Raw genomic sequence first — 26,024 nt, 5'->3', positions numbered from 1 at the left:
CTGTTTTCCATTATGAATGACGAATATCGCCAGCCTCTTTCATGCGGGCGGACATCGGCAGGCCGGCAGGGTGCCGGTGCTGGCGGGTTTCCCTCTGCCGCGCGCATGGTCTATAGGCGGGACAACGGGCCATCCTGCCCCTCTCAAGGCCGACAGGCGCGCGTTTTTCTGGTGAAGTTGCAAAGAAGATGAAACTGGCCGAACACGCAAGATTATCCGTCGCCCCGATGATGGACTGGACGGACAGGCATTGCCGGATGTTTCACCGGATGATGTCGCGCCACGCGCTGCTGTATACCGAGATGGTCACCTCGGCCGCCATCGTGCACGGGGACCGCGCGCGGCTGCTGGATTTCAACGCGGTCGAACGTCCGCTGGCGCTGCAACTGGGCGGCTCGGACCCGGCAGAGCTGCGTCAGGCGACCGCCATTGCCGCCGACTGGGGCTATGACGAGATCAATCTGAATGTCGGCTGTCCCAGTGACCGGGTGCAGTCCGGCTGTTTCGGGGCGGTCCTGATGAAACAGCCCGGCCTTGTCGCGGATTGCGTGGCCGCGATGCAATCGGTCAGCCCGGTCGAGGTGACGGTGAAATGCCGGATCGGCGTCGACGACCAGATCCCCGAACAGGTGCTGCCCGATTTTCTGGCGCGGATGCGCGATGCCGGTATCGGCCGCATCGCCATCCACGCGCGCAAGGCGTGGCTGCAAGGGCTGAGCCCGCGCGAGAACCGCGAGATTCCGCCGCTGGATCACGAATTGGTCCACGCGATGAAGCGCCAATTTCCCGACCTGCACCTGTCCGTGAACGGCGGCATCGACAGCATGGATGCGGTGCGCGACCATCTTCGTGCGATGGACGGGGTGATGATCGGGCGGGCGGCCTATCACCGGCCCTGGGACATGCTGGGCGAGGCGGACCGCCTGTGGGGTGCGGCACCCGTGGCGGGCAGCGCCCTTGATGTGGCCCGCGCGATGCGCCCGCGCATCCGGTCGCATCTGCGGGCGGGCGGACGCCTGCACCAGATCACCCGCCACATGCTGGGCCTGTTTCACGGCCAGCCCGGCGCCCGAGCCTGGCGGCGCACCCTGTCCGAGGGCGCATCGTCCGGCGGGATCGAGGTCTATGACGCCGCGCTGGCCCTGGTAAGCGGACCCGACACTCGGGACGCCACAGCGCTGGCCGGCGCGGCAGGACCGGCCTGACCGGATGGCCATGGCCGATCTGGTCCTTCCCGGCCTGACATTGCTGGCCACAGGGGCGTTTGCCGGCGTGCTGGCGGGGTTGCTGGGCGTGGGCGGCGGCATCGTGCTGGTGCCTGCCTTCCTGTTCGTGTTCGCGCAGGCCGGGTATGACGGGCCGGACCTGATGCAGATCTGTCTGGCGACGTCGCTGGCCACGATCATCGTCACCTCGCTGCGGTCGGTCTCGTCCCATCATCGCAAGGGCGCGGTGGACTGGCCGATCCTGAAGGGCTGGGCGCCGGGCATCGCCATCGGCGCGTTGCTGGGCGTGCTGACGGTCGGATCGCTGCGCACCCACGTGTTGCAGATGATCTTTGCGGTGCTGGTCATCGTCATCGCGACCTATATGGCCGTCTCGCGTCCGCACTGGCGTCTGGCCGACCGGATGCCCGAGGGCTGGCGGCGCCGGCTGATCTCGCCGCTGATCGGGTTTCTGTCGGTGCTTCTGGGGATCGGCGGCGGCAGTATCGGCGTGCCGCTGATGTCGCTGCACGGGCGTCCGATCCACCGCGCGGTCGCCACCTCGGCGGGGTTCGGCGTGCTGATCGCGGTGCCGTCGGTGGCGACCTTCCTGCTGCTGCCGGCGACGAACGCGCCTCCATGGACCGTGGGGTCGGTCAACCTGCCGGCGTTTCTGGTCACGATCAGCATGACGCTGATCACCGCGCCGATGGGGGCGGCGCTGGCCCATCGCACCGATCCGCCCCGGCTCAAGCGTTACTTCGCGATTTTCCTGTTCCTCGTTGCGCTGAACATGCTGCGCAAGGCGCTGGCGGGCTGACCGGCCCGCCCCTCGCCCTCTTGCCAAATACCTCGGGGGGCGTCGCGGAACGCGACGGGGGGCAGCGCCCCCCTTTACCCGGCTGCCTTCTCGGCCGCCTTGGCGCGGTTCCACAGCCCGTCCATCTCGGCCAGATCGCTGTCTTCGGGGCGGCGGCCCTGGGCGGCCAGCGCGGCCTCGATCGCCTGAAAACGGCGGGTGAACTTGGCGTTGGCGCGACGCAGGGCCAGTTCCGGGTCGATCTTCAGGTGCCGCGCCAGATTGGCCATCACGAACAGCAGATCGCCGAACTCCTCCTCCAGCGCGTCGGGGCCAAGATCGTCGCGCGCCTCGACCAGTTCGGCGGTTTCCTCGGCGATCTTGTCCAGCACGTCTTCAGGCCCCGGCCAATCAAAGCCCACGCGGGCCGCGCGATTCTGCAACTTGACCGCCCGCGTCAGCGCGGGCAGGCCCAACGCCACCCCGTCCAGCGTTCCGCGCTCGGCCTTGCCGGCGCGTTCGACCGCCTTGATCGCCTCCCAGTCCCGGACCTGCTGCTCGGCCGATTTGTCGCGCGATTCGCTGCCGAAGACATGGGGATGGCGAAACACCAGCTTGTCTGCGATCGCGGCGGCGCAGTCGGCGAAATCGAACATGCCCGCCTCGCGCGCCATCTGGGCGTGAAAGACCACCTGCAACAGCAGATCGCCCAGTTCGCCCGGCAACTCGTCCCAGGCCTGACGCTGGATCGCGTCCTCGACCTCGTGCGCCTCTTCGATGGTATAGGGCGCGATCGAGGCGAAATCCTGTTCGATGTCCCACGGACAGCCGGTTCGGGGATCGCGCAGCGCGGCCATGATGTCGATCAGGCGGACGATCTGGGCCGCCGGATCGCGGATGTCGTCGCGGGCTTGGTCGGTCATGGCAACATCGCCTTGCAAGATGCGGATGCCGCCCGACTGCCACAGCGGGGCGGCCAAGTCCACCTGCAAGCGGGTCCGCCGCATCGTCCGGCGCCGCCCCCCTCACGCAGGCGTGGGCCGCTGTCGCGCGCGGAACGCTGCGGGCTTTCTTGCCAAGGACCGGCCGCGCAGATAGGTTGCGCGCCAATTCGAAGGGGCCGGGTTATCCGGTCCGCACACCGAGAGGAAGTTTGATGTTCGCAACCCCCGCCTTTGCCCAGGCTGCCGGTGCCGGTTCCGGTGCCGCCTTTGCGCAGTTCATCCCGCTGATCCTGATCTTCGCGATCATGTATTTCCTGATGATCCGGCCGCAGCAAAAGCGGGTCAAGCAGCACCGCGCGATGGTCGAGGCGCTGAAGAAGGGCGATCACGTCGTCACCCAGGGGGGAATTCTGGGCAAGGTCGCCACCGTGCGCGACGACGAGCTTGAGGTCGAGATCGCGCAGGGCGTCAAGGTCCGCATCGTCCGTTCCACCGTGGCGCAGGTGCTGAACAAGACCGAACCGGCGGCCGCCAACGGCTGAGCCGTCACAACACCGGAAGGGCGTAGGCCAAGATGCTTCAGATCGACCGATGGAAGCGCATCCTGATCATCGGGATTTGCCTTCTGGGGCTGGCCTATGCCATGCCCAACCTGTTCTACAACCGGGTCGAGGCGCATAACGACGCCGTGGCCACTATTGAAAAGACCGGTGTGACGACGCCCGAACTGGTGCAGGCGCGCGACGGCTGGCCGGGCTGGCTGCCAAGCGGGCTGGTCAATCTGGGGCTGGATCTGCGCGGCGGCGCGCATCTTCTGGGCGAGGTGCAGGTCGATCAGGTCTACAAGGCGCGGATGGATTCGCTGTGGCCGGAACTGCGCCGCGCGCTGGCCGACGAACGTGCGACCATCGGCGCGGTGCGCCGCGTGCCCGCCCCCGACGGCGTCCTGAAGATCGAGATCGGGCAGCCCGACCAGCTGGCCCGCGCGGTCGAGATCGTGCGCGGATTTTCCGAACCGGTGACGACCCTGACCGGGGCGGGACAATCCAGCCTTGCCATCGACGCGCAGGGCAACGCCATCACGATCCGGCTGTCCGACGCCGAAAAGGCCGTCACCGACGACCGCACGATCCAGCAATCGCTGGAAATCATCCGCCGCCGCGTGGACGAGGTCGGCACGCGAGAGCCGACGATCATGCGCCAGGGCACCGACCGCATCCTGATCCAGGTTCCGGGCATCGGATCGGCGGCCGAACTGAAGGCGCTGATCGGCACGACGGCGAAGCTGACCTTCAATCCGGTGGTGGGAACGGGCGCGGACCCGGATGCCCGCGTGGGCATCGGCCAGGTCGTTCTGCCCGCCGCCGATCAGGAAGGCGTCTATTACACGGTCGAAGAAACGCCGGTCGTCACCGGCGAGGAACTGACCGACGCGCTGCCCTCGACCGACCAGAACGGCATGCCGTCGGTCGATTTCCGCTTCAACCCGACCGGCGCGCGCAAGTTCGGCGCCTATACCAGCGCCAATGTCGGCCAACCCTTTGCGATCGTGCTGGACGATCAGGTGATCTCGGCCCCGGTCATCCGGCAGGCGATCACCACCGGGTCGGGCCAGATCTCGGGCTCGATGGATTATGAAGAGGCGAACCGGCTGGCGGTGCTGCTGCGCGCAGGCGCGCTGCCGGCCGAGCTGACATTTCTGGAAGAACGCACCGTCGGGCCCGAGCTGGGGCAGGACAGCATCGACGCGGGCCGCATCGCCTCGGCCGTGGGGTTCGTGGCGGTCATCGTGCTGATGATCCTGTCCTACGGGCTGTTCGGCCTGTTCGCCTCGGTCGCGCTGGCGGTCAATATGGGGCTGATCTTCGGCGTGCTGTCGATGATCGGGGCCACGCTGACGCTGCCGGGCATCGCCGGGATCGTGCTGACCATCGGCATGGCCGTGGACGCCAACGTGCTGGTGTTCGAGCGGATCCGCGAGGAAAAGAAGACCGCCCGCGGTCCGGCGCGCGCCATCGAGCAGGGTTATGAACGCGCGATGTCGGCGATCATCGACGCCAACATCACCACGCTGATCGTCGCCGCGATCCTGTTCGTGCTTGGTTCGGGTCCGGTCAAGGGGTTCGCTGTGACGCTGACCATCGGCATCGTCACCTCGGTCTTCACCGCCCTGTTCGTGACCCGGCTGCTGACGATTGCCTGGTTCGAACGCGCCCGTCCGCGCCAGATCGAGGTATGACATGGCTTTCCGACTGAAACTGGTTCCCGACAACACCAATATCGACTTCTTTCGCTGGCAGGTGCTGACCTTCGGGCTATCCTCGGTGGCGGCGGTGCTGTCGGTGGTGGCGCTGTTCGTGTTCGGGCTGAATTTCGGCATCGACTTCAAGGGCGGCACCACGATCCGCACCGAATCGACGCAGGCGGTGGATGTGGGCGAATATCGCCAGGCGCTGCAACCGCTGGATCTGGGCGATGTGGCGATCACGCAGGTCTATGACCCCACCTTCCGCGAGGATCAGCACGTCGCCCAGGTCCGCGTCAGCGCGCAGGAGGGGACCGAGGCCGTCACCCCCGAAACCATCAGCGCCATCGAGGCCGCCCTGCAAGAGGTCGATCCGTCGATCACCTTCCCGCAGATCGAATCGGTCGGCCCCAAGGTTTCGGGCGAGCTGATCCAGACCGCGATCTATGCCGTGCTGGCCTCGCTTGCCGCGATCTCGGTATATATCTGGCTGCGGTTCGAATGGCAGTTCGCCGTCGGCGCCATCGTGTCGCTGCTGCATGACGTGCTGATCACGATGGGCGTCTTTGCCGCCTTCCAGATCAAGTTCGACCTGACCACCATCGCCGCGCTGCTGACCATCGTCGGCTATTCGATCAACGACACCGTCGTCGTCTTCGACCGGCTGCGCGAAAACCTGATGAAATACAAGAAACGTCCGTTGCGCGACCTGATGAACCTGTCGGTGAACGAGACGCTGTCGCGCACGGTGATGACCTCGGGGACGACGCTGGTGGCGCTGATCGCGCTGCTGATCCTGGGCGGCGACGTGATTCGCGGCTTTGTCTTCGCGATCACCTTCGGCATCCTGATCGGCACCTATTCCTCGGTCTATATCGCCAAGAACGTGGTGCTGTGGCTGGGGGTCAAGCGCGACTGGTCGAAAAAGGACCCCGAACAGGACGGCTCGCCCTTTTCGAACGCCGAGGCGCCCTGATGGCGATGAACCCCACGGATTTCGACGGTGCCGTTCCGGTGGACGGTTATGGCCCCGGCTTTTTCCGGGTCGGCGGCAAGGTGTTTCACGGCCCGGTCCTGGCCACGGGCGAGGGGTGCCGCGACTGGGCCGGATTGCAGGATCGGGCCGCGCTGCTGGACCTGGCCGGCCGGATCGACGTGCTGTTCGTGGGCACCGGTGCGCAGATCGCGCATCTGCCCGCCGATCTGGCGCAGGATCTGGAACAGGCGGGGATCGCGGTCGAGGCGATGGCCTCGCCCACCGCCGCGCGCACCTATAACGTGACCCTGTCCGAAGGTCGCCGCGTCGCCTGCGCGCTTTTGCCGGTATGACGCTGCTGTCCGTCCACGACCTTGCCGTGGCGCGCGGCGGGATCCGGGCGGTCGAGGGTGTCGGCTTTTCCCTGTCTGCCGGTCAGGCGCTGATCCTGCGCGGCCCCAACGGCATCGGCAAGACGACGCTTCTGCGCACCATCGCGGGTCTTCAGCCGCCGGTCGCGGGCCAGATCGCGATGCCCGAGGATGCGGCCGCCTATGCCGCCCACGCAGACGGGCTGAAACTGGCGCTGACAGTGGCCGAAAACCTGCGCTTCTGGGCGCGCGTGTTCGGCGGCGATGACGGCGGCATCGGCACGGCACTGGCCGCGATGGATCTGGCGGCGCTGGCCGATCGTCCGGCGGGCTTTCTGTCGGCGGGCCAGAAACGGCGTCTGGGCTTGGCGCGCCTGCTGGTGACGGGGCGCAGGCTGTGGATTCTGGATGAACCGACGGTCTCGCTGGATGGCGCGTCGGTCGCGCGTTTCGGCGCCGTGATCCGCGCCCATCTGGCCCAGGGCGGGGCGGCGCTGATGGCCACGCATCTGGATCTGGGGCTGGCCGAGGCACGCGTGCTGGACCTGACCGCGTTCCGCGCCGTCCCCGGACGTCGCGCAGAACCGGCCGGCTTCAACGAGGCGTTCGCATGAGCGCACCGGACGCGGGTGCCGTCTGCCCGACGCGCCGCGGCGGCCATCGCGCGGCCATCCCAGCTTTGCCCGCCTCATCCGGGGGCGCGCGATGCTGGCGCTGCTGACGCGCGATCTGGTGCTGGCCACCCGCGCGGGCGGCGGTTTCGGCCTGGCCGTCGCCTTTTTCCTGATCCTGTGCGCGTTGGTGCCCTTTGGCGTCGGCCCGCAGACTGCCGCGCTGCGGCCCATCGCGCCCGGCATGTTGTGGATCGGCGCGCTGCTGGCCTGCCTGTTGTCGCTGGATCGCATCTTTGCGCTGGATCACGAGGATGGCAGTCTGGACCTGCTGGCAACCGCGCCCGTCCCGCTGGAGGGGGTCGTGGCGGTCAAGGCCATCGCCCACTGGATCACCACCGGCCTGCCGCTGGTCGCCGCCGCGCCGCTGTTCGGGGTGCTGCTGCATCTGCCCGGTGCCGCCACGCCGTGGCTGATCGCCTCGCTGCTGGTCGGCACACCGGCGCTGTCGATGCTGGGCGCGTTCGGGGCGGCGCTGACGGTCGGGCTGCGGCGCGGCGGGCTGCTGCTGTCGCTGCTGGTCCTGCCGCTGTATATCCCGACGCTGATCTTCGGAACCGATATCGTCCGCCGCGCCGCCGCCGGCGGCGATCCGGCCACGCCGATGCTGTTTCTGGCCGGGATCACCGCCCTGGTCGTGGCGCTGATGCCATTTGCCGCAGCCGCCGCCTTGCGCGTCAACCTGCGCTGATGTGACTTGAGCCCGGCCCCCGCCGCGGCTAGGGAAACGCTATGTCGATCTGGGAATACGCCAACCCCGTCAAGTTCATGCGCCTGTCGGGCGCGATCCTGCCCTGGGTCGCGGCTGCGGCCGCGATCTGCACGGTGGGCGGACTGGTCTGGGGGTTCCTGACGCCGCAGGATTACCGGCAGGGATCGACGGTCAAGATCGTGTTCCTGCACGTGCCCGCCGCGATGATGGCGATCAATATCTGGGTGATGATGCTGATCGCCTCGCTGATCTGGCTGATCCGGCGCCACCATGTCAGCGCGCTGGCCGCCAAGGCCGCCGCCCCGGTGGGCGCGGTGATGACGCTGATCGCGCTGGCGACCGGCGCGATCTGGGGCCAGCCCATGTGGGGCACATGGTGGGAATGGGACCCGCGGCTGACCAGCTTTCTGGTGCTGTTTTTGTTCTATGTCGGCTATATCGCGCTGTGGTCCGCCATCGACGATGCCGACAGCGCCGCCGATCTGACCGGGGTGCTGTGTCTGGTCGGATCGGTCTTCGCGCTGTTGTCGCGCTATGCCGTGCTGTTCTGGAATCAGGGGCTGCATCAGGGCGCAAGCCTGTCCGTCGCGCCGGGCGAAAGGATGAGCGCGGTCTATCGCTATCCGCTGTATCTGTCGATGCTGGGGTTCTTCCTGCTGTTTCTGGCCCTGCTGCTGGTCCGCACCCGGACCGAGATCCGACGGCGGCGTCTGGCCGCATTGCAGGCAAGAGAGATGCGGACATGATCGAACTGGGAAAATATGCGGGCACGGTGCTGACCGCCTATGGCGTGTCGGGGCTACTGCTGGCCGGAATCATCTGGCACAGCATCGCGGCCAACGCCCGCGCCCGGCGCGCGTTGGAGAAACAGGTGAAGCATGGCTAGATTTTCGCCCCTCGTCGCGGTTCCGCCGCTGGTCTTCGCGGCGATTGCGGGGGTGTTCCTGTGGGGCATGGGGCGCGAGGACCCGTCCGGTCTGCCCTCGACCATGGTCGGGCGCGAGGCGCCGGCGATCCCCGCCACGACCCTGCCGGACAAGGTGCAGCTGACCGATGCGATGCTGCGCGAGCCGGGGGTGAAGCTGGTGAATTTCTGGGCCAGCTGGTGCCCGCCCTGCCGCGCCGAACATCCGACGCTGACCCGGCTTTCGCAGGATCTGCCAGTCTATGGCGTGGACCTGAAGGACCCGCCGGCAAACGCGCTGGCCTTTCTGGAACAGGACGGCGACCCCTATCACGCCCTTGCCACCGATCCCAAGGGACGCGCGGCCATCGACTGGGGCGTGACCGCCCCGCCCGAGACGTTCATCATCGACGGGCAGGGCAGGGTGCTGTTCCGCTTTGCCGGCCCCCTGGTGCGCGAGGATTATCAGACCCGCTTTCTGCCCGAACTGCAAAAGGCGCTGGACGCCGAAGGCTGACGCCGCCGCGTCGCGACACGGTGTGCGGCGTCGCAATGGGCGAGCCGCCGCCCCGCCGATCACGCGCGGCTTGCGCCCGAGGGTGTCAGGGGACAGACTGATCCGGTCAGAACATCAGGGGAGGTGACGATGACACGGAACAGCCTTGCAATCGCGGTGCTGCTTGGCAGCGCCTGGGCCATGCCCGCCACGGCCCAGCAAGCCACCGACGCCATAGCGCCCGAACCGGCCAGCGAGGCCGCGGGACAGGACGCATTCGCCGGTCTGGGTCAGGCCGCCCGCGACGCGATCACGTCCCGCGATCAGGGCCAGCCGGTCACGGCGCAGAACTGGATGGTCGCGGCCGCCAATCCGCTGGCGGTCGAGGCGGGGGCCGGCGTGCTGGAACGCGGCGGCAGCGCCGCCGATGCGATGATCGCCGTGCAGACCGTGCTGGGGCTGGTCGAGCCGCAAAGCTCGGGTCTGGGCGGCGGCGCGTTTCTGGTCTGGTATGACGCCGAAAGCGGCGAGTTGACGACGCTGGATGCGCGCGAAACCGCGCCGCTGGCCGCGACGCCGACCTATTTCCTGAACGATCAGGGCGAGCCGCTGGAATTTTACGATGCCGTGGTCGGCGGACGCTCGGTCGGGACGCCCGGCACGCCCGCGCTGCTGCAAGCCGCGCATCGGCGGTGGGGCAAGGTCAACTGGGGCAGCCTGTTCCAGCCCGCCATCGACCTGGCCGAGGACGGGTTCGCCGTCTCGCCGCGCCTGGCCGATCTGGTGGCCGAGGACAGCGAGCGGTTGGGCAGATTCGCGGCCACCAGGGACTATTTCTTTCCCGACGGAAACGCCATCGCGGCCGGCGATACGATCACGAACGCCGATTACGCAGATGTCCTGCGCCGGCTGGCGGCCGAGGGAAGCGATGCGTTCTATCACGGCCAGATCGCCGAGGGGATCGTGGACACGGTCCGCAACGCCGAGGGCAATCCCGGCCTGTTGTCGACCGAGGATCTGGCCCGCTATCGCGTGATCGAACGGCCCGCCGTCTGCGCCGAATATCGCGACCACGACATCTGCGGGATGGGGCCGCCATCGTCGGGCGCGCTGACCGTGGGCCAGATCCTGGGGATGCTGGGCGGTTACGATCTGGCCGGTCTGGGGGCGCAGAACCCCGAAAGCTGGCGGCTGATCGGCGATGCCTCGCGCCTGGCCTTCGCGGATCGCGGCCGCTACATGGCCGACAGCGATTTCGTGCCGGTGCCGACCGAGGGTCTGGTCGCCCCGGATTACTTGTCCGAACGCGGCAAGCTGCTGGCGGGCGACGACGCCCTGCCCGAAGTCAGCGCCGGCAGCCCCGGCTGGAGCCACGCGATGCTGTGGGGGCAGGACGGCGCGATCGAGTTTCCCTCGACCTCGCATATCTCGATCGTGGATGCGGACGGCAACGCGCTGTCGATGACCACGACCATCGAAAACGGTTTCGGATCGCGGCTGTTCACGCAAGGCTTTCTGCTGAACAACGAGCTGACCGATTTCAGCTTCGAAACCCATGACGACGCCGGATACCCCATCGCCAACCGGCTTGAGCCGGGCAAGCGGCCGCGGTCCTCGATGGCGCCCAGCATCGTGATGAAGGACGACAAGCCGGTACTGGTGATCGGCTCGCCCGGTGGCAGCCGGATCATCGGCTATGTCGCCAAGGCAATCATCGGCCATCTGGACTGGGGGATGGATGTGCAGCAGGCCATCGCGCTGCCCAATATCGTCAACCGCTTCGGCACGATGGATGTCGAACAGGGGACGGATGCGACCGGGCTGACGCAGGCGCTGACCGATCTGGGGTTCGAGGTCGAGGAGACCGACCTGAATTCCGGCCTGCACGGCATCGCCATCACGCCGGACGGGCTGTCGGGCGGCGCCGATCCGCGCCGCGAAGGCATCGCATTGGGCGGCTGACAAACGGCCAAATCTTGCATCCGGGCGCGCGGCAAACCCTGCGCCCGGACCGAAATTTCATCGCAAGATCAGGGATCAGCCGCCGGTATGGCTCATGTGGCGGCTCATCTGGCCGGTGACCTGCTGGCGGGAATAGTCGAAATCGTGACCCTTGGGTTTGCGGGCGATGGCGGCGCGGATGGTCTGGCGCAGCGCGTGATCGTCCGGCCCCGCCCGCAGCGGCCCGCGCAGATCGGCGCGATCCTCTTGTCCCAGGCACATGAACAACTCGCCCGTGCAGGTCAGCCGCACGCGGTTGCAGCTTTCGCAGAAATTATGCGTCAGCGGGGTGATGAAGCCGATCTTCTGCCCCGTCTCGTCCAGCCTGACATAGCGGGCCGGCCCGCCGGTGCGTTCGGCCAGTTCGGTCAGCGTGAACCGTTCGGCCAGACGCGCGCGCAGATCCGACAGCGACCAGTACTGGTCCAGCCGATCCTCATTCCCCAGATCGCCCATCGGCATGACCTCGATGAAGGTCAGATCGTGGCCCTGATCGCCGCACCATCCGACCAGATCGAACAATTCGTCATCATTGACGCCTTTCAGCGCGACGGCGTTGATCTTGACGCGCAGCCCCGCATCCTGCGCGGCGCGGATGCCGTCCAGCACCTGCGGCAGACGGCCCCACCGGGTGATCCGGGCGAATTTGCCGGCATCCAGCGTGTCCAGCGACACATTGACGCGCCGCACGCCGCAATCGACCAGTTCGCCGGCAAAGCGGCCAAGCTGGCTGCCATTGGTGGTCAGGGTCAACTCGTCCAGACCGGCGCCCAGATGGCGCGACATGCCGCGAAAGAACTGCATGATGCCGCGCCGGACCAACGGTTCGCCGCCGGTGATGCGCAGCTTGCGCACGCCCAGCCCGACAAAGGCCGAACACAGCCGGTCCAGCTCCTCCAGCGTCAGCAACTCGACCTTGGGCAGGAACTGCATATGTTCGGACATGCAATAGACGCAGCGAAAATCGCAGCGATCCGTGACCGAGACCCGCAGATAGGTGATCGGCCGGGCGAACGGGTCGACAAGGGGCGGGTGCAATGCGGTCTCCATACAACCAATCTAGGCATGTGACGGCGAACACACAAGCCGCGCGCGATCACGCAACCGCCGGTGGACGCGCACGGCCAAGCCGGTCTAACCTGCCGCAACTGCCACGCGAAGGAGCGCCCCAATGCGGATGTCCACACCGGCCGTTCTGGCCACGCTTGCGCTTGCCGCCTGCACCCCGGCTGCGGTCACCACGACGCAGGACCGCCCCGCCGCCGCGGACCGGGCGGCCCCGATCGAGACCGCCCTGACGCCCGAACAGGTGGCCGCCGCCACCGCGATCACCCGCGCGCCCGCCCCGCGCGCCGCCGCCCGCGCCAGTGCCGCGCAGATGGACACCACCACCGCCGAACAGAAGGCCGCCGCAGCCCAGGCCCCGCAGGCGGCCGAGACGAGGCTGGGCACCACCATCGCCTCGCTTGGCGATCCGACCGAGGGCGGGTTCTGGATCAAGACACCGCTGGTCAGCGCGCGCGGCATCGGCCGCATCGTCAATCCCGCCAACGGCAAGTCGGCCAAGGTCGATCTGATCCCGCTGGACGGGCCGGCCAGCGGCGGCAGCCAGGTCTCGCTGCCGGCGCTGCAGCTGATCGGCGTGTCCCTGACCGATCTGCCGACGATCGAGGTGTTCCGGTCCTGACCCCGCATTGGCCGGCCCGCACGCGGGTTAGCAAGATCATGGTGGCAGCCCGCGCGGCGCGGGGCTAGAAGATCGGCGCAATCGAAAGGTGTCCCATGTCGCATTCCGCCGATCCCCGCCCGATGACGTCGCGCCGCAGCGGCCCGCTGAAGGGCGAGGCGCAGGTTCCGGGCGACAAGTCGATCAGCCACCGTGCGCTGATCCTGGGGGCGCTGTCGGTCGGCCAGACGCGGATCACCGGGCTGCTGGAAGGGCAGGACGTGCTGGACACCGCCCGCGCCATGACCGCCTTCGGTGCCCGGATCGAGCGGGTGGGACCGGGCGACTGGTCGGTGCATGGCGTGGGCGTGGGCGGGTTTTGCGAGCCCGACACGGTGATCGATTGCGGCAATTCCGGCACCGGGGTGCGGCTGATCATGGGCGCGATGGCGACGACCGCGATCACCGCGACCTTTTCGGGCGATGCCAGCCTGTCGCGCCGGCCCATGGCGCGCGTGACCGATCCGCTGGAACGGTTCGGCGCGCGCATCACCGCGCGCGAGGGCGGGCGCCTGCCCATCACCATCCAGGGTGCCGAGGACCCGGTGCCGCTGCGCTATTCCACGCCGGTGGCCAGCGCGCAGATCAAGTCGGCGATCCTGCTGGCCGGGTTGAACGCGCCGGGACAGACGGTGGTGATCGAGGCCGAGCAGACCCGCGATCATTCCGAACGGATGCTGGCGGGTTTCGGCGCGCAGATCACCGCCGAGACCACCGATGAGGGGCATGTGATCACGCTGACGGGCCGCCCCGAACTGCGCGCGCAGCCCGTCGCGGTGCCGCGCGACCCCTCCAGCGCGGCGTTTCCGGTCGCGGCGGCGCTGATCGTGCCGGGGTCGGAAATCCGTGTGCCGGGCGTCAGCCGCAACCCGACCCGCGACGGGCTGTATGAGACGCTGTTGGACATGGGCGCCGACATCGCGTTCCGGAACCCGCGCGAAGAAGGCGGAGAGCCGGTCGCCGATCTGATCGTCCGCCATTCCCGGCTGACCGGCGTGACCGTGCCGGCCGAACGCGCCTCGCGCATGATCGACGAATTTCCGATCCTGTCGGTGATCGCCGCCTTTGCCGAGGGCGCGACGGTGATGAACGGCGTGGCCGAGCTGCGCGTGAAGGAAAGCGACCGGATCGACGCCATGGCGCGCGGGCTTGAGGCAAACGGCGTCAGGGTCGAGGAGACGCATGACAGCATGACCGTTCACGGCATGGGCCGGGTGCCGGGCGGCGGCACCGCCGCCACCCATCTGGACCACCGCATCGCGATGTCGTTCCTGATCCTGGGACTGGGCGCGCAGGAGCCTGCCAGCATCGACGATGGCGGCCCCATCGCCACCTCGTTTCCGGATTTCCTGCCCTTGATGCGGGAACTGGGCGCCGAACTGGGCTGACCCGACTGCCCCGGCATCGGGCGGTTCCGGCCGGCTCACACCTTCAGGCGGGGGTATTTTCGGCCAGCATCCGTTCCACCATGGCATCCGCGATCTGGACCGTGCTGCGATCTTCCTGCCGCGCGCGGCGCAGCATCTCGGCCACGCGGTCGGTGATCTTGTCCAGACGGGCACGTCGCCAGTCGTCGTCCTGGCCGTGGATCTCGCTGGCCACGCTGATGATGCCGCCGGCATTGACCACGTAATCGGGCAGATAGGCGATCTGCCGCGCGCGCAGCGCATCCGCGACGCCGGGGGTGGCAAGCTGGTTGTTGGCCGCCCCGCAGACCAGACGCGCGGTCAGACGCGCAACGGCATCCTCGGTCAGCACGCCGCCAAGGGCGCAGGGCGCGAAAATGTCGATCTGCTGGTCGAAGATCGCATCCGGCGCGCAGATCGCGGCGTCCAGCCGGTCGCGCGCGGCATCCAGCGCGGTGTCGTGGATATCGGTCACGATCAGCGTCGCCCCGGCGTCATGCAGCTTTTCGGCCAGCGCAAATCCGACATGGCCCAGCCCCTGCACCAGCACGCGCCGCCCCGTCAGGTCGTCGCTGCCGAAAACGTCGCGCGCCCCGACCTTCAGGCAGCGGAACACGCCCTCGGCGGTCCAGGGCGACGGATCGCCCGATCCGGCCGACAGCCCGACGGCATATCGCGTCTCGGTCGCCGCATGGGCCATGTCCTCGGGCGAGATGCCCACATCCTCGGCGGTGTAATAGGTGCCCTTCAGCGCATCCACCGCGCGGCCATAGGCGCGCATCAGCTGCGGCGTCTTGTCCTTGCGCGCATCGCCGATGATGACCGATTTCCCGCCGCCCAGCCCCAGCCCGGCCATCGCGTTCTTGAAGGTCATGCCGCGCGCAAGCCGGGTGACGTCCGCGATGGCGTCCGCGTCGCTGGCATAGGGCCACATGCGGCACCCGCCCGCCGCCGGTCCAAGCGCCGTCGAGTGGATGCAGATCAGCGCGCGCAGCCCCGCGTCACGATCCTCGGCCAGCACCAGACGCTCGAACCCCGGTTCGGTGTCGAGATCGGTCAGTTTTAGTCCCATTCCGGTGTCCTCCTCGATGCGGCCGGCCCCGATACCGCGCCGATCCGCGATCAGAAAACGGCAGATGCGGCGTTTTGCAAGCACAGGATCATCTGCAAAGGCGCGCCGGCCCCGCGCGCAATTAGCCGCAGAGATTTGTGCAGGATACGCAATTTCGCGATGGGCGTCACGGCTGCGGGCCATTCGAAGCGGGTCAGGTGATTCGCGCGACGCCGTGCCGGCATTTCAACTAGGCAATGATACCCAATGACTTCCCCATACCGCCTGAATAGATGTTGACGCGTAGGTCACGAGTATGTCCCCGGCCTGCGAACCGCGCTTGGCCCGTCCCGCAGGGGACGGCATGTGTTTGGTGGTGATGCGCCGTTGTTATGGCGAAGGTTCATGGTGCGCGGTCGCGGCCGGCGGGACGTTTTCATCCGGGCAAATCTGCGGGCAGTTCCGTAGTCGGCCCTGTGACAGACAAGAATATCGTCGGCAGTCTTGCCGACCGGCTGATCCCTTGGCCCCGCGCAGCAGACGGCGCGGGGCTTTTTCACGACCCGCCGCCTTATTCGGCCGCCTTCGCCATCGGGTTGTTGGGATGGGTGGTCCAGTTGGCGTAATCTCCGCGCCTTTGCCCGGTGCGTCGGTCCAATTCGCCCGGTTCCAGTTCGCGCATGGTGATGCAGTTCTCGACCGGGCAGACATCGACGCACAGGTTGCAGGCCACGCATTCCTCCTCGATCACCTCGAAGATGCGGCCGGGCTTCATCGCGATGGCCTGATGGCTGGTATCCTCGCACGCCGCAAAGCAGCGGCCGCACTTGATGCAGGCGGACTGGTCGATCACCGCCTTGGTGACATAGTTCAGGTTCAGCTGGTTCCAGTCGGTGACGTTCGGCACGGCGCGGCCGACCAGATCGCTCAGCGCCATGTCGCGGCGGTCCAGATACTCGCGCAGCCCCGAGATCATGTCCTGCACGATCCGGAACCCATAGGTCATCGCCGCCGTGCAGACCTGCACGTTGGCCGCGCCAAGGGCCATGAACTCGGCCGCGTCGCGCCATGTCGTCACCCCGCCGATGCCGCTGATGGGCAATCCGCGGGTGTCGTGATTCCGGGCGATCTCGGCCACCATGTTCAGGGCGATGGGCTTGACCGCCGGGCCGCAATAGCCGCCATGCGCGCCCTTGCCGTCGATGGTGGGCTGGGGCGCGAACAGGTCCAGATCGACCGAGGTGATCGAGTTGATCGTGTTGATCAGGCTGACGGCGTCGGCGCCGCCGCGCGCGGCGGCCTCGGCCGGCTGGCGGATATCGGTGACGTTGGGCGTCAGCTTCACGATGCAGGGCATGCGCGAATACTGTTTCACCCACCGCGTCACCATTTCGATATATTCGGGCACCTGACCCACGGCGCTGCCCATGCCGCGTTCGGACATGCCGTGCGGGCAGCCGAAATTCAGCTCGACCCCGTCGGCGCCGGTATCCTCGATCTGGGCCAGGATCGTGCGCCAGCTGTCCTCGTCGCAGGGGACCATCAGGCTGATCACCAGGGCCCGGTCGGGATAGTCGCGCTTGACCTGCTTGATCTCGCGCAGGTTCACCTCCAGCGGGCGGTCGGTGATCAGCTCGATATTGTTCAGGCCCAGAACGCGGCGGTCCGGCCCGTGGATCACCCCGTAGCGGGGGCCGTTCACGTTGACGACGGGCGGCCCTTCGGAGCCCAGTGTCTTCCATACGACGCCGCCCCAACCGGCCTGAAAGGCACGGCGGACATTGTACTCCTTGTCGGTCGGCGGGGCCGAGGCCAGCCAGAACGGGTTCGGGGATCTGATCCCCACAAAGTCGCTGCGCAGATCGGTCATAGGTTGCGTCCTTTCCTTCCGCGCCGGGGTCAGCCGGGGATTTCCACGGGGCGGCCCATCAGCCGGGCGTCGATATCTTCGGCGGCGTCGCGGCCCTGCGCGACGGCCGTGACGGTCAGATCGTCGCCGCCCGCGGCGCAATCGCCGCCGGCCCAGACGCCGTCGATGCCGGTCCGGCCGGGGCCGGTCACGGCGATCTTGCCGCCTGCGTCGATGTCCAGCCCGTCCAGCGCCATGTCCAGACGCTGTCCGATGGCCTTGAAGACCTGATCGGCCTTCAGCCGGAAACCGGTGCCGGTCGGCTGAATGCGGCCATCGGTGACGGCGGTATGGGCAAACTCGACCGTCTCGACCCGGCCATCCGCGGCGATCACCGCAACCGGGGTCGCGCCGGCGATGATGCGCACCCCGCTTCTGGTGGCGTGATCCTGTTCGTGCTGCGAGGCGCCCATCATCTCGCGCGCGCGACGATAGACGATGGTCACGTTCTCGGCCCCCAGAAGCCGGGCCTGCACGGCGGCGTCCACGGCGGTCATTCCGCCGCCGATCACCACCACGTCGCGCCCGATGGGCAGCGACAGCAGATCGGAGGCCTGCCGCAGTTCCGCGATGAAATCGACCGCGTCGCGGATATTGCCGGCGTCCTCGGCCTCAAGCCGCAGCCGGTTCACCGCACCCAGCCCGACGCCCAGAAACACGGCGTCGTATTCGGCCGCAAGCGCCGTCAGCGTCAGATCGCCGCCCAAGGCCTGGCCGGTCCGGATCGTGATGCCGCCGATGCCCAGCAACCACTCCACCTCGGCCTGCGCGAAACCGTCCACCGTCTTGTAGCTGGCGATGCCGTATTCGTTCAGCCCGCCGGGCTTGGCGCGCGCTTCGAAGATGACGACCTCGTGGCCCTTGGCGGCCAGACGATGCGCGCAGGACAGCCCGGCGGGGCCGGCGCCCACCACCGCGATGCGCCTGCCCGTCGGGTCGGCGCGGCGGAACGGGTGTCCCTGCTGCGCCATCAACCCGTCGGTCGCGAAACGCTGCAACGCGCCGATGCGGACCGGATCGCCCTCGGCCTCCATCCGCACGCACGCACCCTCGCACAGATTTTCGGTCGGGCAGACGCGGGCGCACATGCCGCCCAGGATATTGGCGTGAAAGATCGTCATGGCGGCGGCATCGGGCGTGCCGGTCGCGATCTGGCGGATGAACAGCGGGATGTCGATGGCGGTGGGGCAGGCGGTGATGCAAGGCGCGTCGTGACAGAAATAACAGCGATCTGCGGCCACCTGCGCCTCGTGCCGGTCAAGCGGCGGGGCGACATCGGCAAAGTTGGCGGCAATCTCGGCTTGTGTCAGCCGGCCGGCACGAATTCCGGGCGACAGTCTGGCTTGGGACATTTGCGTCTCCTGGCTCACCTGCTGGTGCATATCAGGCTGACACAGGCCCGAATTTTTATCAAACGGTAAAACCCGCGCCGGGCCGTTTTGCGCGTTTTGCGCCGCATGGTCGGAAACCCGGCGACTGCCCGCGCCGCCGGGGCGGCGCGGGCTGATGCGACCCGTTGCCTCAGTTCAAGGCGCGGTCGGTGATGATATGGGTAAACGCCCCCTCGGGTTCGCGCGAGATGACCGGGTCCGATCCGCCCGACAGCAATGTCTTGACCGTCTGCTGATAATCGGCCTCGTCCAGCGTGCCGTCGGAACCCGCGGTCAGCTTGGCGACCTCGGACGCCATGCGGGTCTGATGCTCGATCGTCTGGGCGCCGGTCTCATCGTTTTCCAGCACGATTTCGGCGGCTTCCTCGGGGTGTTCCTCGGCGTATTTCCAGCCCTTCATGCTGGCGCGGACAAAGCGCGCCAGCGCGTCGACCCTGTCCTCGTCCTCCAGCGTGGATTGCAGGGTGTAAAGCCCGTCCTCCAGCGTCGCCACGCCCTGATCGGAATACTTGAACGTTACCAGATCGTCCGGCGTCAGCCCTGCGTCGATCACCTGCCAGTATTCGTTATAGGTCATGGTGCTGATGCAGGCCGCCTGTTTCTGCAACAGCGGATCGACGTTGAACCCCTGTTTCAGCACCGTCACCCCGTCGGGGCCGCCCTCGGTGGACAGGCCAAGCGTGCTCATCCAGCTGAGAAACGGGTATTCGTTGCCCGAGAACCAGACGCCCAGTGTCTTGCCGCTGAAATCCGTCTGCGGGTCGCTGATCCCCGATTCCTTCAGACAGGTCAGCATCATGCCCGACGACTTGAAGGGCTGCGCGATGTTGACCAGCGGCAGACCCTTTTCGCGCGCGGCCAGCGCGGCGGGCATCCATTCGACGATCACGTCGGCCCCGCCGCCGGCCAGAACCTGCGTGGGGGCGATGTCGGGCCCGCCCGGCCGGATCGTGACGTTCAGCCCTTCCTCGTCATAGAAGCCCTTTTCCTGGGCCACGTAATACCCGGCGAACTGCGCCTGCGTGACCCATTTCAGTTGCAGCGTCAGATCGTCCTTGTCCTGCGCAAGGGCAGGGCCCGCGATCAGCGCGCCGGCGATGGCGGCCATTATCCGTCTTGTCATCACTTGCCTCTCCTGTTGGGGGGCGTCAGCCCCGTTAAGCGCGCTGCGACGGGTGCCAGAACGTCACCTTCTTCTCGATCAGCGCCACGAGTCCATAAAACAGCGTTCCGGCAATCGCCGCCACAAGGATTTCGGCCCAGACCAATGGCAGGTCCAGCCGCCCCACGGCGGTCGAGATGCGAAACCCCATGCCATGCGTCGGGCTGCCGAAGAATTCCGCGACGATAGCGCCGATCAGGGCCAGCGTGGTGGTGATCTTCAGCCCGTTGAACAGGAACGGCATCGCGGCGGGCAGGCGCAGCTTCCACAGCGACGCGCCATAGGGCGCGGCCCATGTGGCCATCAGGTCGCGCTGCATCGCATCGGTCGCGGCCAGCCCCGCGACCATGTTCACAAGGATGGGAAAGAACACCATCACCACCACCACCGCCGCCTTGGACTGCCAGTCGAAGCCGAACCACATCACCAGGATGGGCGCGATGCCCACGATGGGCAGGGCGGCGACGAAATTGCCGATGGGCAGCAGGCCGCGTTGCAGAAACGGGCTGCGGTCGATGGCAATGGCGGTCAGGATCGCGGCCGCGGCACCGATCAGCCAGCCGGTCAGCGCGCCCTTGACGATGGTCTGGACGAAATCGGTCCACAGGATGGCGGTATTGGCGGCAAAGCTGGCGGCGATCTGGCCGGGTGCGGGCAGGATCACGGTCGGAACCCTGTAGATCCGCACGATCATTTCCCACAGAACGATCACGGTGATCCCGAAGATCGCCGCCACCAGAATCCGCGTCAGCCGTGTGTCGAACCGGGCCAGCCACGCATTCAGCGCCCAGCCCCCGGCCCAGACCGCAAGGATGGGCAGCGTGCCCGCCAATGCGCCCGTCATCGCGCCAGACCCATGCGCGTCAGCGTGAGCCTTTCGATCAGCGAGATCGTGGCGACCAGCAGCGCGGCCAGTGCCGCGGCGGTGAACAGGGCGGCCCAGATCTGCACGGTCTGGCCGTAATAGCTGCCCGACAGCAGGCGCGCGCCCAGACCCGAACTTGCGCCCGCCGGCAACTCGCCCACGATGGTGCCGACGAGTGCGGCGGCGACGCCGACCTTCAGGCTGGCGAACAGATAGGGCATCGACGAGGGCAGGCGCAGCCGCCAGAACACCTGCCGTGCAGACGCGCTCCAGGATCGCATCAGGTCAAGCTGCATGGCGTCGGGGGTGCGCAGGCCCTTGACCATGCCGACCAGCACCGGAAAGAACGACAGCCAGGCCGCGATGATCGCCTTGGGCAGCAATCCGGTGACGCCGGCGCTGGCAAAGACCACGATCACCATCGGCGCGATGGCCAGGATCGGCACGGTCTGGCTGGCCACCGCCCAGGGCATCACCGACTGATCCATCGCCCGGCTGTGCACGATGCCGATGGCCAGAACCATGCCGGCCAGACTGCCCATCGCAAAGCCCGCCAGCGTGGCCGACAGCGTCATCCAGCCGTGATAGACCAGACTGCGTTTCGAGGTGATCTTCTGCCCCGCAAGCCCGTCCCACAGCCCGGCCGCCACCTGATGCGGCGCCGGCAGGACCGGGCGGTCCAGCGTCAGGGTCTGCCCGATGAAGGCGGGAATGCTCAGCTCCGTGTCGCTGCGCGCGGCCTGATCGCGCACCCATTGCGCGTTCATGCCGATGGCGGCGACATACCACACGATCCCGATGGCCAGCAGCACGGTCAGGACCGGCAGGGTGCGACCGCCCGCGCCGCGCCGCAGCGCCCGCACGAACGGCCCCCGCGCCAGCGCCTCAGTCATGGCCGTGCCCTTCGCGCAGACCTTCGCGCACCTCGTGGGCCAGCGCGATGAAGGCGGCGGTTTCGCGAATGTCCAGCGGCCGGTTGCGGGGCAGGGGGCTGTCGATGATCCGGGTGATCCGGCCCGGTCGCGGCGACATGACCACGATCCGGGTGGACAGATACACCGCCTCGGGGATCGAGTGGGTGACGAAGGCGATGGTCTTGCCGGTCTTGGCCCACAACTCCAGCAGCGCCTCGTTCAGGCGGTCGCGCACGATCTCGTCCAGCGCGCCGAACGGCTCGTCCATCAGCAGGATATCGGCGTCGAAGGCCAGCGCGCGAGCGATGCTGGCCCGCTGCTGCATGCCGCCGGACAGTTGCCAAGGATATTTGCCGCCGAACCCGGCCAGATCGACAAGGTCCAGAACATGGGCGACGCGCTGACGGCGTTCGGCGCGCCCAAACCCCATGATCTCCAGCGGCAGGCTGACATTGCCTGCAATCGTGCGCCACGGATACAGCCCCGGCGCCTGGAACACATAGCCATAGGCGCGCGCGCGGCGGGCCGCATCCGGCGTCATGCCGTTGACGCTCAGCCGACCGGCGGTGGGCGTCTCCAGCGCGGCGATGGCGCGCAGGAACGTGGTCTTGCCGCAGCCCGAGGGTCCGATGAAGCTGACGAAATCGCCCTGCGCGACGGTCAGGTTCACGTCCTTCAGCGCATGCACAGGCCCGTCGGCGGTCTGGAAGGTCAGGCCGATATCCTCTGCCCGGATGACGTCGTTCATACCGACCTCGTCAGGCCACCATCGACGCGGATGTTCTGCCCGGTGATATAGGCGCCGCCGTCCGAGGCAAGGAAGGCGATGGTCGCGGCGATCTCGGCCTCGTGACCATAGCGGCCCATCGGGATGCGGGCGCGACGCTCATCCGTTTCGGGCAGCGAATCGATAAAGCCGGGCAGGACGTTGTTGATGCGGATATTGTCGCTGCCATATCGGTCCGCCACCAGCTTGCAGAAGGCGGCAAGCCCGGCGCGGAACACGCCCGAGGTCGGAAACACCGGATCGGGCTCGAACGCCGCGAAGGTCGAGATGTTGACGATCGCGCCGCCCTCCTGCGCCAGCATGTGCGGCACCACCAGCCGGGTCGGGCGCACGACATTCAGGAAATACACCTCCATCCCGCGATGCCAGTCCTCGTCCGTCAGCTCCAGAACCGGCGCGCGCGGGCCGTGCCCGGCGCTGTTGACCAGAACGTCGATGCGGCCCCAACGCTGCATCGCGCCATCGACCAGACGCGCAAGATCGTCGGGCGATTCGTTCGATCCGGTGATGCCGAACCCGCCCAGCTCACCCGCCAGCGCCTCGCCCTTGCCGGAAGACGACAGGACCGCGACGGCAAACCCGTCCGCCGCCAGCCGTCTTGCGGCGGCGGCACCCATGCCGGACCCGCCGGCGGTGATCAGCGCGACCTTCACGCCTAGACCCCCGTCGCCGGAATCCCCGACCGCTCCACCGGCCGGGGCGCGGTCAGTTCCTTCCATTGCGACAGCGCCCGGTTGACGGTGCCGCGCGGCTCGCGGGGGACGAATTCGCCGTGGCCTTCACGGCTGTCGATCTTGCCTTCGGTCACGGCCACGACGCCGCGCGTGATCGTATAGCGGGGCAGCCCCCTGACCTTCTGCCCCTCGAACACGTTGTAATCGATGGCGGATTGCTGGCTGCCCGCGCTGATGGTCTTTTCCGCCTGCGGGTCCCAGACGACCAGATCGGCGTCGCTGCCGACCAGCACCGCGCCCTTTTTCGGATACATCCCCAAAATCTTGGCGCTGTTGGTCGAGGTGACGGCCACGAATTCGTTCGGCGTCAGCCGCCCCGTGCCGACCCCGTGCGTCCACAGCATCGGCATCCGGTCCTCCAGTCCCCCGGTGCCGTTCGGGATCCTGGTGAAATCGCCAACGCCATAGCGTTTCTGTTCGGTCGTGAAGGCGCAGTGATCGGTCGCGACGACCGACAGGCTGCCCGATTGCAGCCCCGCCCACAGGCTGTCCTGGTGCTTCCTGTCGCGGAAGGGCGGCGACATCACGCGCCGCGCCGCATGGTCCCAATCCTTGTCGAAATATTCGCTTTCATCCAGCGTCAGGTGCTGGATCAGCGGCTCGCCCCAAACCCGCTTGCCCTGTTGCCGGGCGCGGCGGATCGCCTCGTGGCTGTCCTCGCAGCTGACATGGACCACATACAGCGGCACACCGGCCATGTCGGCCACCATGATGGCGCGGTTCGTCGCCTCGCCCTCGACCTGCGGCGGGCGGGAATAGGCATGCGCCTCGGGGCCGGTATTGCCCGCGGCCAGCAGCCTTGCGGACAGTTCGGCCACCACGTCGCCATTCTCGGCATGCACCATCGCGATCCCGCCCAGATCGCCCACGCGGCTGAAACTGGCAAACAATTCGTCGTCGTTCACCATCAGCGCGCCCTTGTAGGCCATGAAATGCTTGAAGCTGGTGATGCCGCGCCCGACCACCTGTTCCATCTCGTCGAACACCTGCTCGCCCCACCAGGTGACGGCCATGTGATAGGAATAGTCGCAATGCGCGCGGCCGGACTTGTTGTCCCACATCTTCAGCGCGTCCAGCAGCCCCTGACCGGGCGCGGGCAGGGCGAAATCCACCACCATCGTCGTCCCGCCCGCCAGCGCCGCGCGGGTGCCGGAGTCAAAATCATCGGCGGAATAGGTGCCCATGAACGGCATTTCCAGATGCGTATGCGGGTCGATCCCGCCCGGCATGACATAGCAGCCGGTCGCATCCAGCGTGTTCTCGCCGGTCAGGTTCTGCCCGATCGCCACGATCCGCCCGCCCTCGATCAGCACATCCGCCTTGTAGGTCAGATCGGCCGCGACGATGGTTCCGTTCCTGATGGCTGTGGTCATGGCGCGATCCCTTCTTCTTTGTCCAAATACCCCGGGGGGTCCGGGGGGCTGGCCCCCCGGCCACGATCCGCGTCAGCGGACAATCTCGGCCGTATCCAGCACCGCGTGCAGCAGCACGTCGGCCCCGGCTCTGGCCCATTCGGGGCTGATTTCTTCGGCCTCGTTATGGCTCAGCCCGTCAACGCAGGGGCACATGATCATCACCGTGGGCGCGACCCGGTTGATCCAGCAGGCGTCGTGGCCGGCCCCCGACACAAGATCCATGTGCGAATAGCCCAGGCGGTCGGCGGCGTCGCGCAGGGTCTGCGCCAGGCCCGGATCGAAGGTCACCGGGTCGAAATGGCCGACCGGCTCGATTTCGAGTCCAAGGCCAAGTCCTTTCGCGATATCAACCGCCTCCGCCTCAAGCTTCGAGCGCATCGAGGTCAGCTTCTCCAGGTCCGGGCTGCGGAAATCGATGGTGAAGACGGCCTTGCCGGGGATCACGTTGCGGCTGTTGGGATAGACATTGGCCTGACCCACCGCGCCCACGGCGTTCGGCTGATGATCCATCGCGATGCGGTGCACGGCCTCGGTGATCCGCGCCATCCCCAGCCCGGCATTCACGCGCATCTTCATCGGGGTCGACCCGGTATGCGCGTCCTTGCCGGTCAGCGTGACCTGCAACCACCACAGACCCTGACCCTGCGTCACCACGCCGATCTGCCTGCCCTCGGCCTCGAGGATCGGGCCCTGTTCGATATGGTATTCGAACATCGCGTGGATCTTGCGCCGGCCCGGTTCCTCGTCGCCGCGCCAGCCGATCCGGTCCAGCTCGTCCCCGAACCGCTTGCCCTCGGCATCCTCGCGGCTGTTGGCGAAATCCTCGTCATGGACCCCGGCAAAGACGCCCGAGGCCAGCATGGCCGGCGCGAACCGGGTGCCTTCCTCGTTGGTCCAGTTCACCACCACGATCGGGCGGCGGGTCCGCAGCCCCAGATCGCGGATCGAGCGGATCACCTCCAGCCCCGACAGCACGCCCAGAACCCCGTCATATTTGCCGCCGGTCGGTTGGGTGTCCAGATGGCTGCCGATATAGACCGGGTCCAGATCGGGCTCGGCCCCCTCGTGGCGCATGAACATGTTGCCCATCCGGTCGAGGCCCATGGTCATGCCCGCCGCTTCGCACCAGTCGCGGAACAGGGCGCGACCCTCGGCATCCGCATCTGTCAGGGTCTGGCGGTTGTTGCCGCCGGCCACGCCGGGTCCGATCCTGGCCATCTGCATCAGGCTGTCCCACAGCCTTTCGCCGTCGATCCTGATATTGGCGGCAGAACCCGCCGCAACGGTGTCGGTCATGGTCTGTCCTTCCTGTCTGACCGTCCCGTCTTGTCGCGGGTTCG

At 67.5% G+C, this 26,024-nt stretch carries 26 protein-coding genes; 14 read left to right on the top strand and 12 right to left on the bottom strand.

What is annotated here, in order from left to right; all coding sequences use genetic code 11:
* Positions 1 to 188: 188 nt before the first annotated feature.
* Entirely contained in the window at positions 189 to 1,205 is a 1,017-nt protein-coding gene (gene dusA, locus JHW45_RS09530) for a tRNA dihydrouridine(20/20a) synthase DusA (RefSeq protein WP_272857470.1), read from the top strand.
* Between the two features lie 4 nt (positions 1,206 to 1,209).
* Positions 1,210 to 2,025 carry a sulfite exporter TauE/SafE family protein gene (locus JHW45_RS09525; protein WP_419181790.1) on the top strand — a complete coding sequence of 272 codons (816 nt, stop codon included), beginning with the start codon at positions 1,210 to 1,212 and terminating at the stop codon, positions 2,023 to 2,025.
* A gap of 74 nt (positions 2,026 to 2,099) precedes the next feature.
* Here JHW45_RS09525 and mazG read toward each other — a convergent pair whose 3' ends face one another.
* Positions 2,100 to 2,927 carry a nucleoside triphosphate pyrophosphohydrolase gene (gene mazG / locus JHW45_RS09520; protein WP_272857468.1) on the bottom strand — a complete coding sequence of 276 codons (828 nt, stop codon included), beginning with the start codon at positions 2,925 to 2,927 and terminating at the stop codon, positions 2,100 to 2,102.
* Between the two features lie 233 nt (positions 2,928 to 3,160).
* On the opposite strand from mazG, the gene yajC reads away from it, so the two are divergent.
* The 10 genes from yajC to ggt all read left to right on the top strand — a co-directional run bounded on the left by yajC (position 3,161) and on the right by ggt (position 11,285).
* Entirely contained in the window at positions 3,161 to 3,490 is a 330-nt protein-coding gene (gene yajC, locus JHW45_RS09515) for a preprotein translocase subunit YajC (protein WP_272857467.1), read from the top strand.
* Positions 3,491 to 3,522: 32 nt separating this feature from the next.
* Entirely contained in the window at positions 3,523 to 5,187 is a 1,665-nt protein-coding gene (gene secD / locus JHW45_RS09510; RefSeq protein ID WP_272857466.1) for a protein translocase subunit SecD, read from the top strand.
* A gap of 1 nt (position 5,188) precedes the next feature.
* The gene (gene secF, locus JHW45_RS09505) at positions 5,189 to 6,169 is read left to right on the top strand and encodes a protein translocase subunit SecF (protein ID WP_272857465.1); all 981 of its coding nucleotides are present in this window, start codon (positions 5,189 to 5,191) and stop codon (positions 6,167 to 6,169) included.
* Complete coding sequence (locus JHW45_RS09500; RefSeq protein WP_272857464.1) at positions 6,169 to 6,522, top strand: Mth938-like domain-containing protein; 354 nt, start codon at positions 6,169 to 6,171, stop codon at positions 6,520 to 6,522. Before secF ends, JHW45_RS09500 begins: the two co-directional genes overlap by 1 nt.
* Positions 6,519 to 7,154, top strand: coding sequence for a heme ABC exporter ATP-binding protein CcmA (gene ccmA / locus JHW45_RS09495; protein ID WP_272857463.1), 636 nt, complete (start codon positions 6,519 to 6,521; stop codon positions 7,152 to 7,154). Before JHW45_RS09500 ends, ccmA begins: the two co-directional genes overlap by 4 nt.
* Before the next feature lie 91 nt (positions 7,155 to 7,245).
* Complete coding sequence (ccmB, locus tag JHW45_RS09490; RefSeq protein WP_272857462.1) at positions 7,246 to 7,902, top strand: heme exporter protein CcmB; 657 nt, start codon at positions 7,246 to 7,248, stop codon at positions 7,900 to 7,902.
* A 41-nt stretch (positions 7,903 to 7,943) separates the two neighbouring features.
* Positions 7,944 to 8,669 carry a heme ABC transporter permease CcmC gene (gene ccmC, locus JHW45_RS09485; protein ID WP_272857461.1) on the top strand — a complete coding sequence of 242 codons (726 nt, stop codon included), beginning with the start codon at positions 7,944 to 7,946 and terminating at the stop codon, positions 8,667 to 8,669.
* A complete protein-coding gene (ccmD, locus tag JHW45_RS09480) occupies positions 8,666 to 8,809 on the top strand; it encodes a heme exporter protein CcmD (protein ID WP_272857460.1) in 144 nt (47 codons plus the stop codon). The genes ccmC and ccmD overlap by 4 nt, the downstream gene beginning before the upstream one ends.
* Positions 8,802 to 9,344, top strand: a complete 543-nt coding sequence (locus JHW45_RS09475; RefSeq protein ID WP_272857459.1) for a DsbE family thiol:disulfide interchange protein — start codon at positions 8,802 to 8,804, stop codon at positions 9,342 to 9,344. The genes ccmD and JHW45_RS09475 overlap by 8 nt, the downstream gene beginning before the upstream one ends.
* Before the next feature lie 129 nt (positions 9,345 to 9,473).
* The gene (ggt, locus tag JHW45_RS09470) at positions 9,474 to 11,285 is read left to right on the top strand and encodes a gamma-glutamyltransferase (RefSeq protein WP_272857458.1); all 1,812 of its coding nucleotides are present in this window, start codon (positions 9,474 to 9,476) and stop codon (positions 11,283 to 11,285) included.
* Between the two features lie 75 nt (positions 11,286 to 11,360).
* Here the strand turns inward: ggt and moaA are convergent, their stop codons facing one another.
* Positions 11,361 to 12,362 (bottom strand): GTP 3',8-cyclase MoaA, encoded by a 1,002-nt coding sequence (moaA, locus tag JHW45_RS09465; protein ID WP_272857457.1) that lies wholly within the window; start codon positions 12,360 to 12,362, stop codon positions 11,361 to 11,363.
* 133 nt (positions 12,363 to 12,495) lie between these two features.
* On the opposite strand from moaA, the gene JHW45_RS09460 reads away from it, so the two are divergent.
* Both JHW45_RS09460 and aroA read left to right on the top strand, forming a co-directional pair.
* On the top strand, positions 12,496 to 13,011 hold the full coding sequence (locus JHW45_RS09460) for a hypothetical protein (RefSeq protein WP_272857456.1): 516 nt from the start codon (positions 12,496 to 12,498) through the stop codon (positions 13,009 to 13,011).
* Between the two features lie 95 nt (positions 13,012 to 13,106).
* Positions 13,107 to 14,438 carry a 3-phosphoshikimate 1-carboxyvinyltransferase gene (gene aroA / locus JHW45_RS09455; RefSeq protein ID WP_272857455.1) on the top strand — a complete coding sequence of 444 codons (1,332 nt, stop codon included), beginning with the start codon at positions 13,107 to 13,109 and terminating at the stop codon, positions 14,436 to 14,438.
* A gap of 43 nt (positions 14,439 to 14,481) precedes the next feature.
* On the opposite strand, the gene JHW45_RS09450 is transcribed toward aroA, so the two are convergent.
* From JHW45_RS09450 to JHW45_RS09405, 10 genes are all read right to left on the bottom strand, one after another.
* Entirely contained in the window at positions 14,482 to 15,528 is a 1,047-nt protein-coding gene (locus tag JHW45_RS09450; RefSeq protein ID WP_272857454.1) for a Leu/Phe/Val dehydrogenase, read from the bottom strand.
* A 550-nt stretch (positions 15,529 to 16,078) separates the two neighbouring features.
* Positions 16,079 to 17,377 carry an NAD-dependent dihydropyrimidine dehydrogenase subunit PreA gene (preA, locus tag JHW45_RS09445; protein ID WP_272857453.1) on the bottom strand — a complete coding sequence of 433 codons (1,299 nt, stop codon included), beginning with the start codon at positions 17,375 to 17,377 and terminating at the stop codon, positions 16,079 to 16,081.
* Positions 17,378 to 17,406: 29 nt separating this feature from the next.
* On the bottom strand, positions 17,407 to 18,768 hold the full coding sequence (locus tag JHW45_RS09440; RefSeq protein ID WP_272857452.1) for an NAD(P)-dependent oxidoreductase: 1,362 nt from the start codon (positions 18,766 to 18,768) through the stop codon (positions 17,407 to 17,409).
* Positions 18,769 to 18,937: 169 nt separating this feature from the next.
* Complete coding sequence (locus JHW45_RS09435; protein WP_272857451.1) at positions 18,938 to 19,930, bottom strand: ABC transporter substrate-binding protein; 993 nt, start codon at positions 19,928 to 19,930, stop codon at positions 18,938 to 18,940.
* Between the two features lie 34 nt (positions 19,931 to 19,964).
* Positions 19,965 to 20,813 carry an ABC transporter permease gene (locus tag JHW45_RS09430; protein ID WP_272857450.1) on the bottom strand — a complete coding sequence of 283 codons (849 nt, stop codon included), beginning with the start codon at positions 20,811 to 20,813 and terminating at the stop codon, positions 19,965 to 19,967.
* Positions 20,810 to 21,727: an ABC transporter permease gene (locus JHW45_RS09425; protein ID WP_272857449.1), complete on the bottom strand. Its 918-nt coding sequence runs from the start codon at positions 21,725 to 21,727 to the stop codon at positions 20,810 to 20,812. The genes JHW45_RS09430 and JHW45_RS09425 overlap by 4 nt, the downstream gene beginning before the upstream one ends.
* Positions 21,720 to 22,496 (bottom strand): ABC transporter ATP-binding protein, encoded by a 777-nt coding sequence (locus tag JHW45_RS09420; protein ID WP_272857448.1) that lies wholly within the window; start codon positions 22,494 to 22,496, stop codon positions 21,720 to 21,722. The genes JHW45_RS09425 and JHW45_RS09420 overlap by 8 nt, the downstream gene beginning before the upstream one ends.
* Positions 22,493 to 23,152, bottom strand: a complete 660-nt coding sequence (locus JHW45_RS09415; RefSeq protein WP_272860588.1) for an SDR family oxidoreductase — start codon at positions 23,150 to 23,152, stop codon at positions 22,493 to 22,495. The genes JHW45_RS09420 and JHW45_RS09415 overlap by 4 nt, the downstream gene beginning before the upstream one ends.
* A 38-nt stretch (positions 23,153 to 23,190) precedes the next feature.
* Positions 23,191 to 24,642, bottom strand: coding sequence for a dihydropyrimidinase (hydA, locus tag JHW45_RS09410; RefSeq protein WP_272857447.1), 1,452 nt, complete (start codon positions 24,640 to 24,642; stop codon positions 23,191 to 23,193).
* A gap of 72 nt (positions 24,643 to 24,714) precedes the next feature.
* A complete protein-coding gene (locus tag JHW45_RS09405; RefSeq protein WP_272857446.1) occupies positions 24,715 to 25,980 on the bottom strand; it encodes a Zn-dependent hydrolase in 1,266 nt (421 codons plus the stop codon).
* Between the last annotated feature and the right edge of the window lie 44 nt (positions 25,981 to 26,024).

The sequence above is a fragment of the Paracoccus stylophorae genome (assembly GCF_028553765.1).
Taxonomy (GTDB): Bacteria; Pseudomonadota; Alphaproteobacteria; order Rhodobacterales; family Rhodobacteraceae; genus Paracoccus; species Paracoccus stylophorae.
This window is presented reverse-complemented; position numbering and strand designations above follow the sequence as displayed.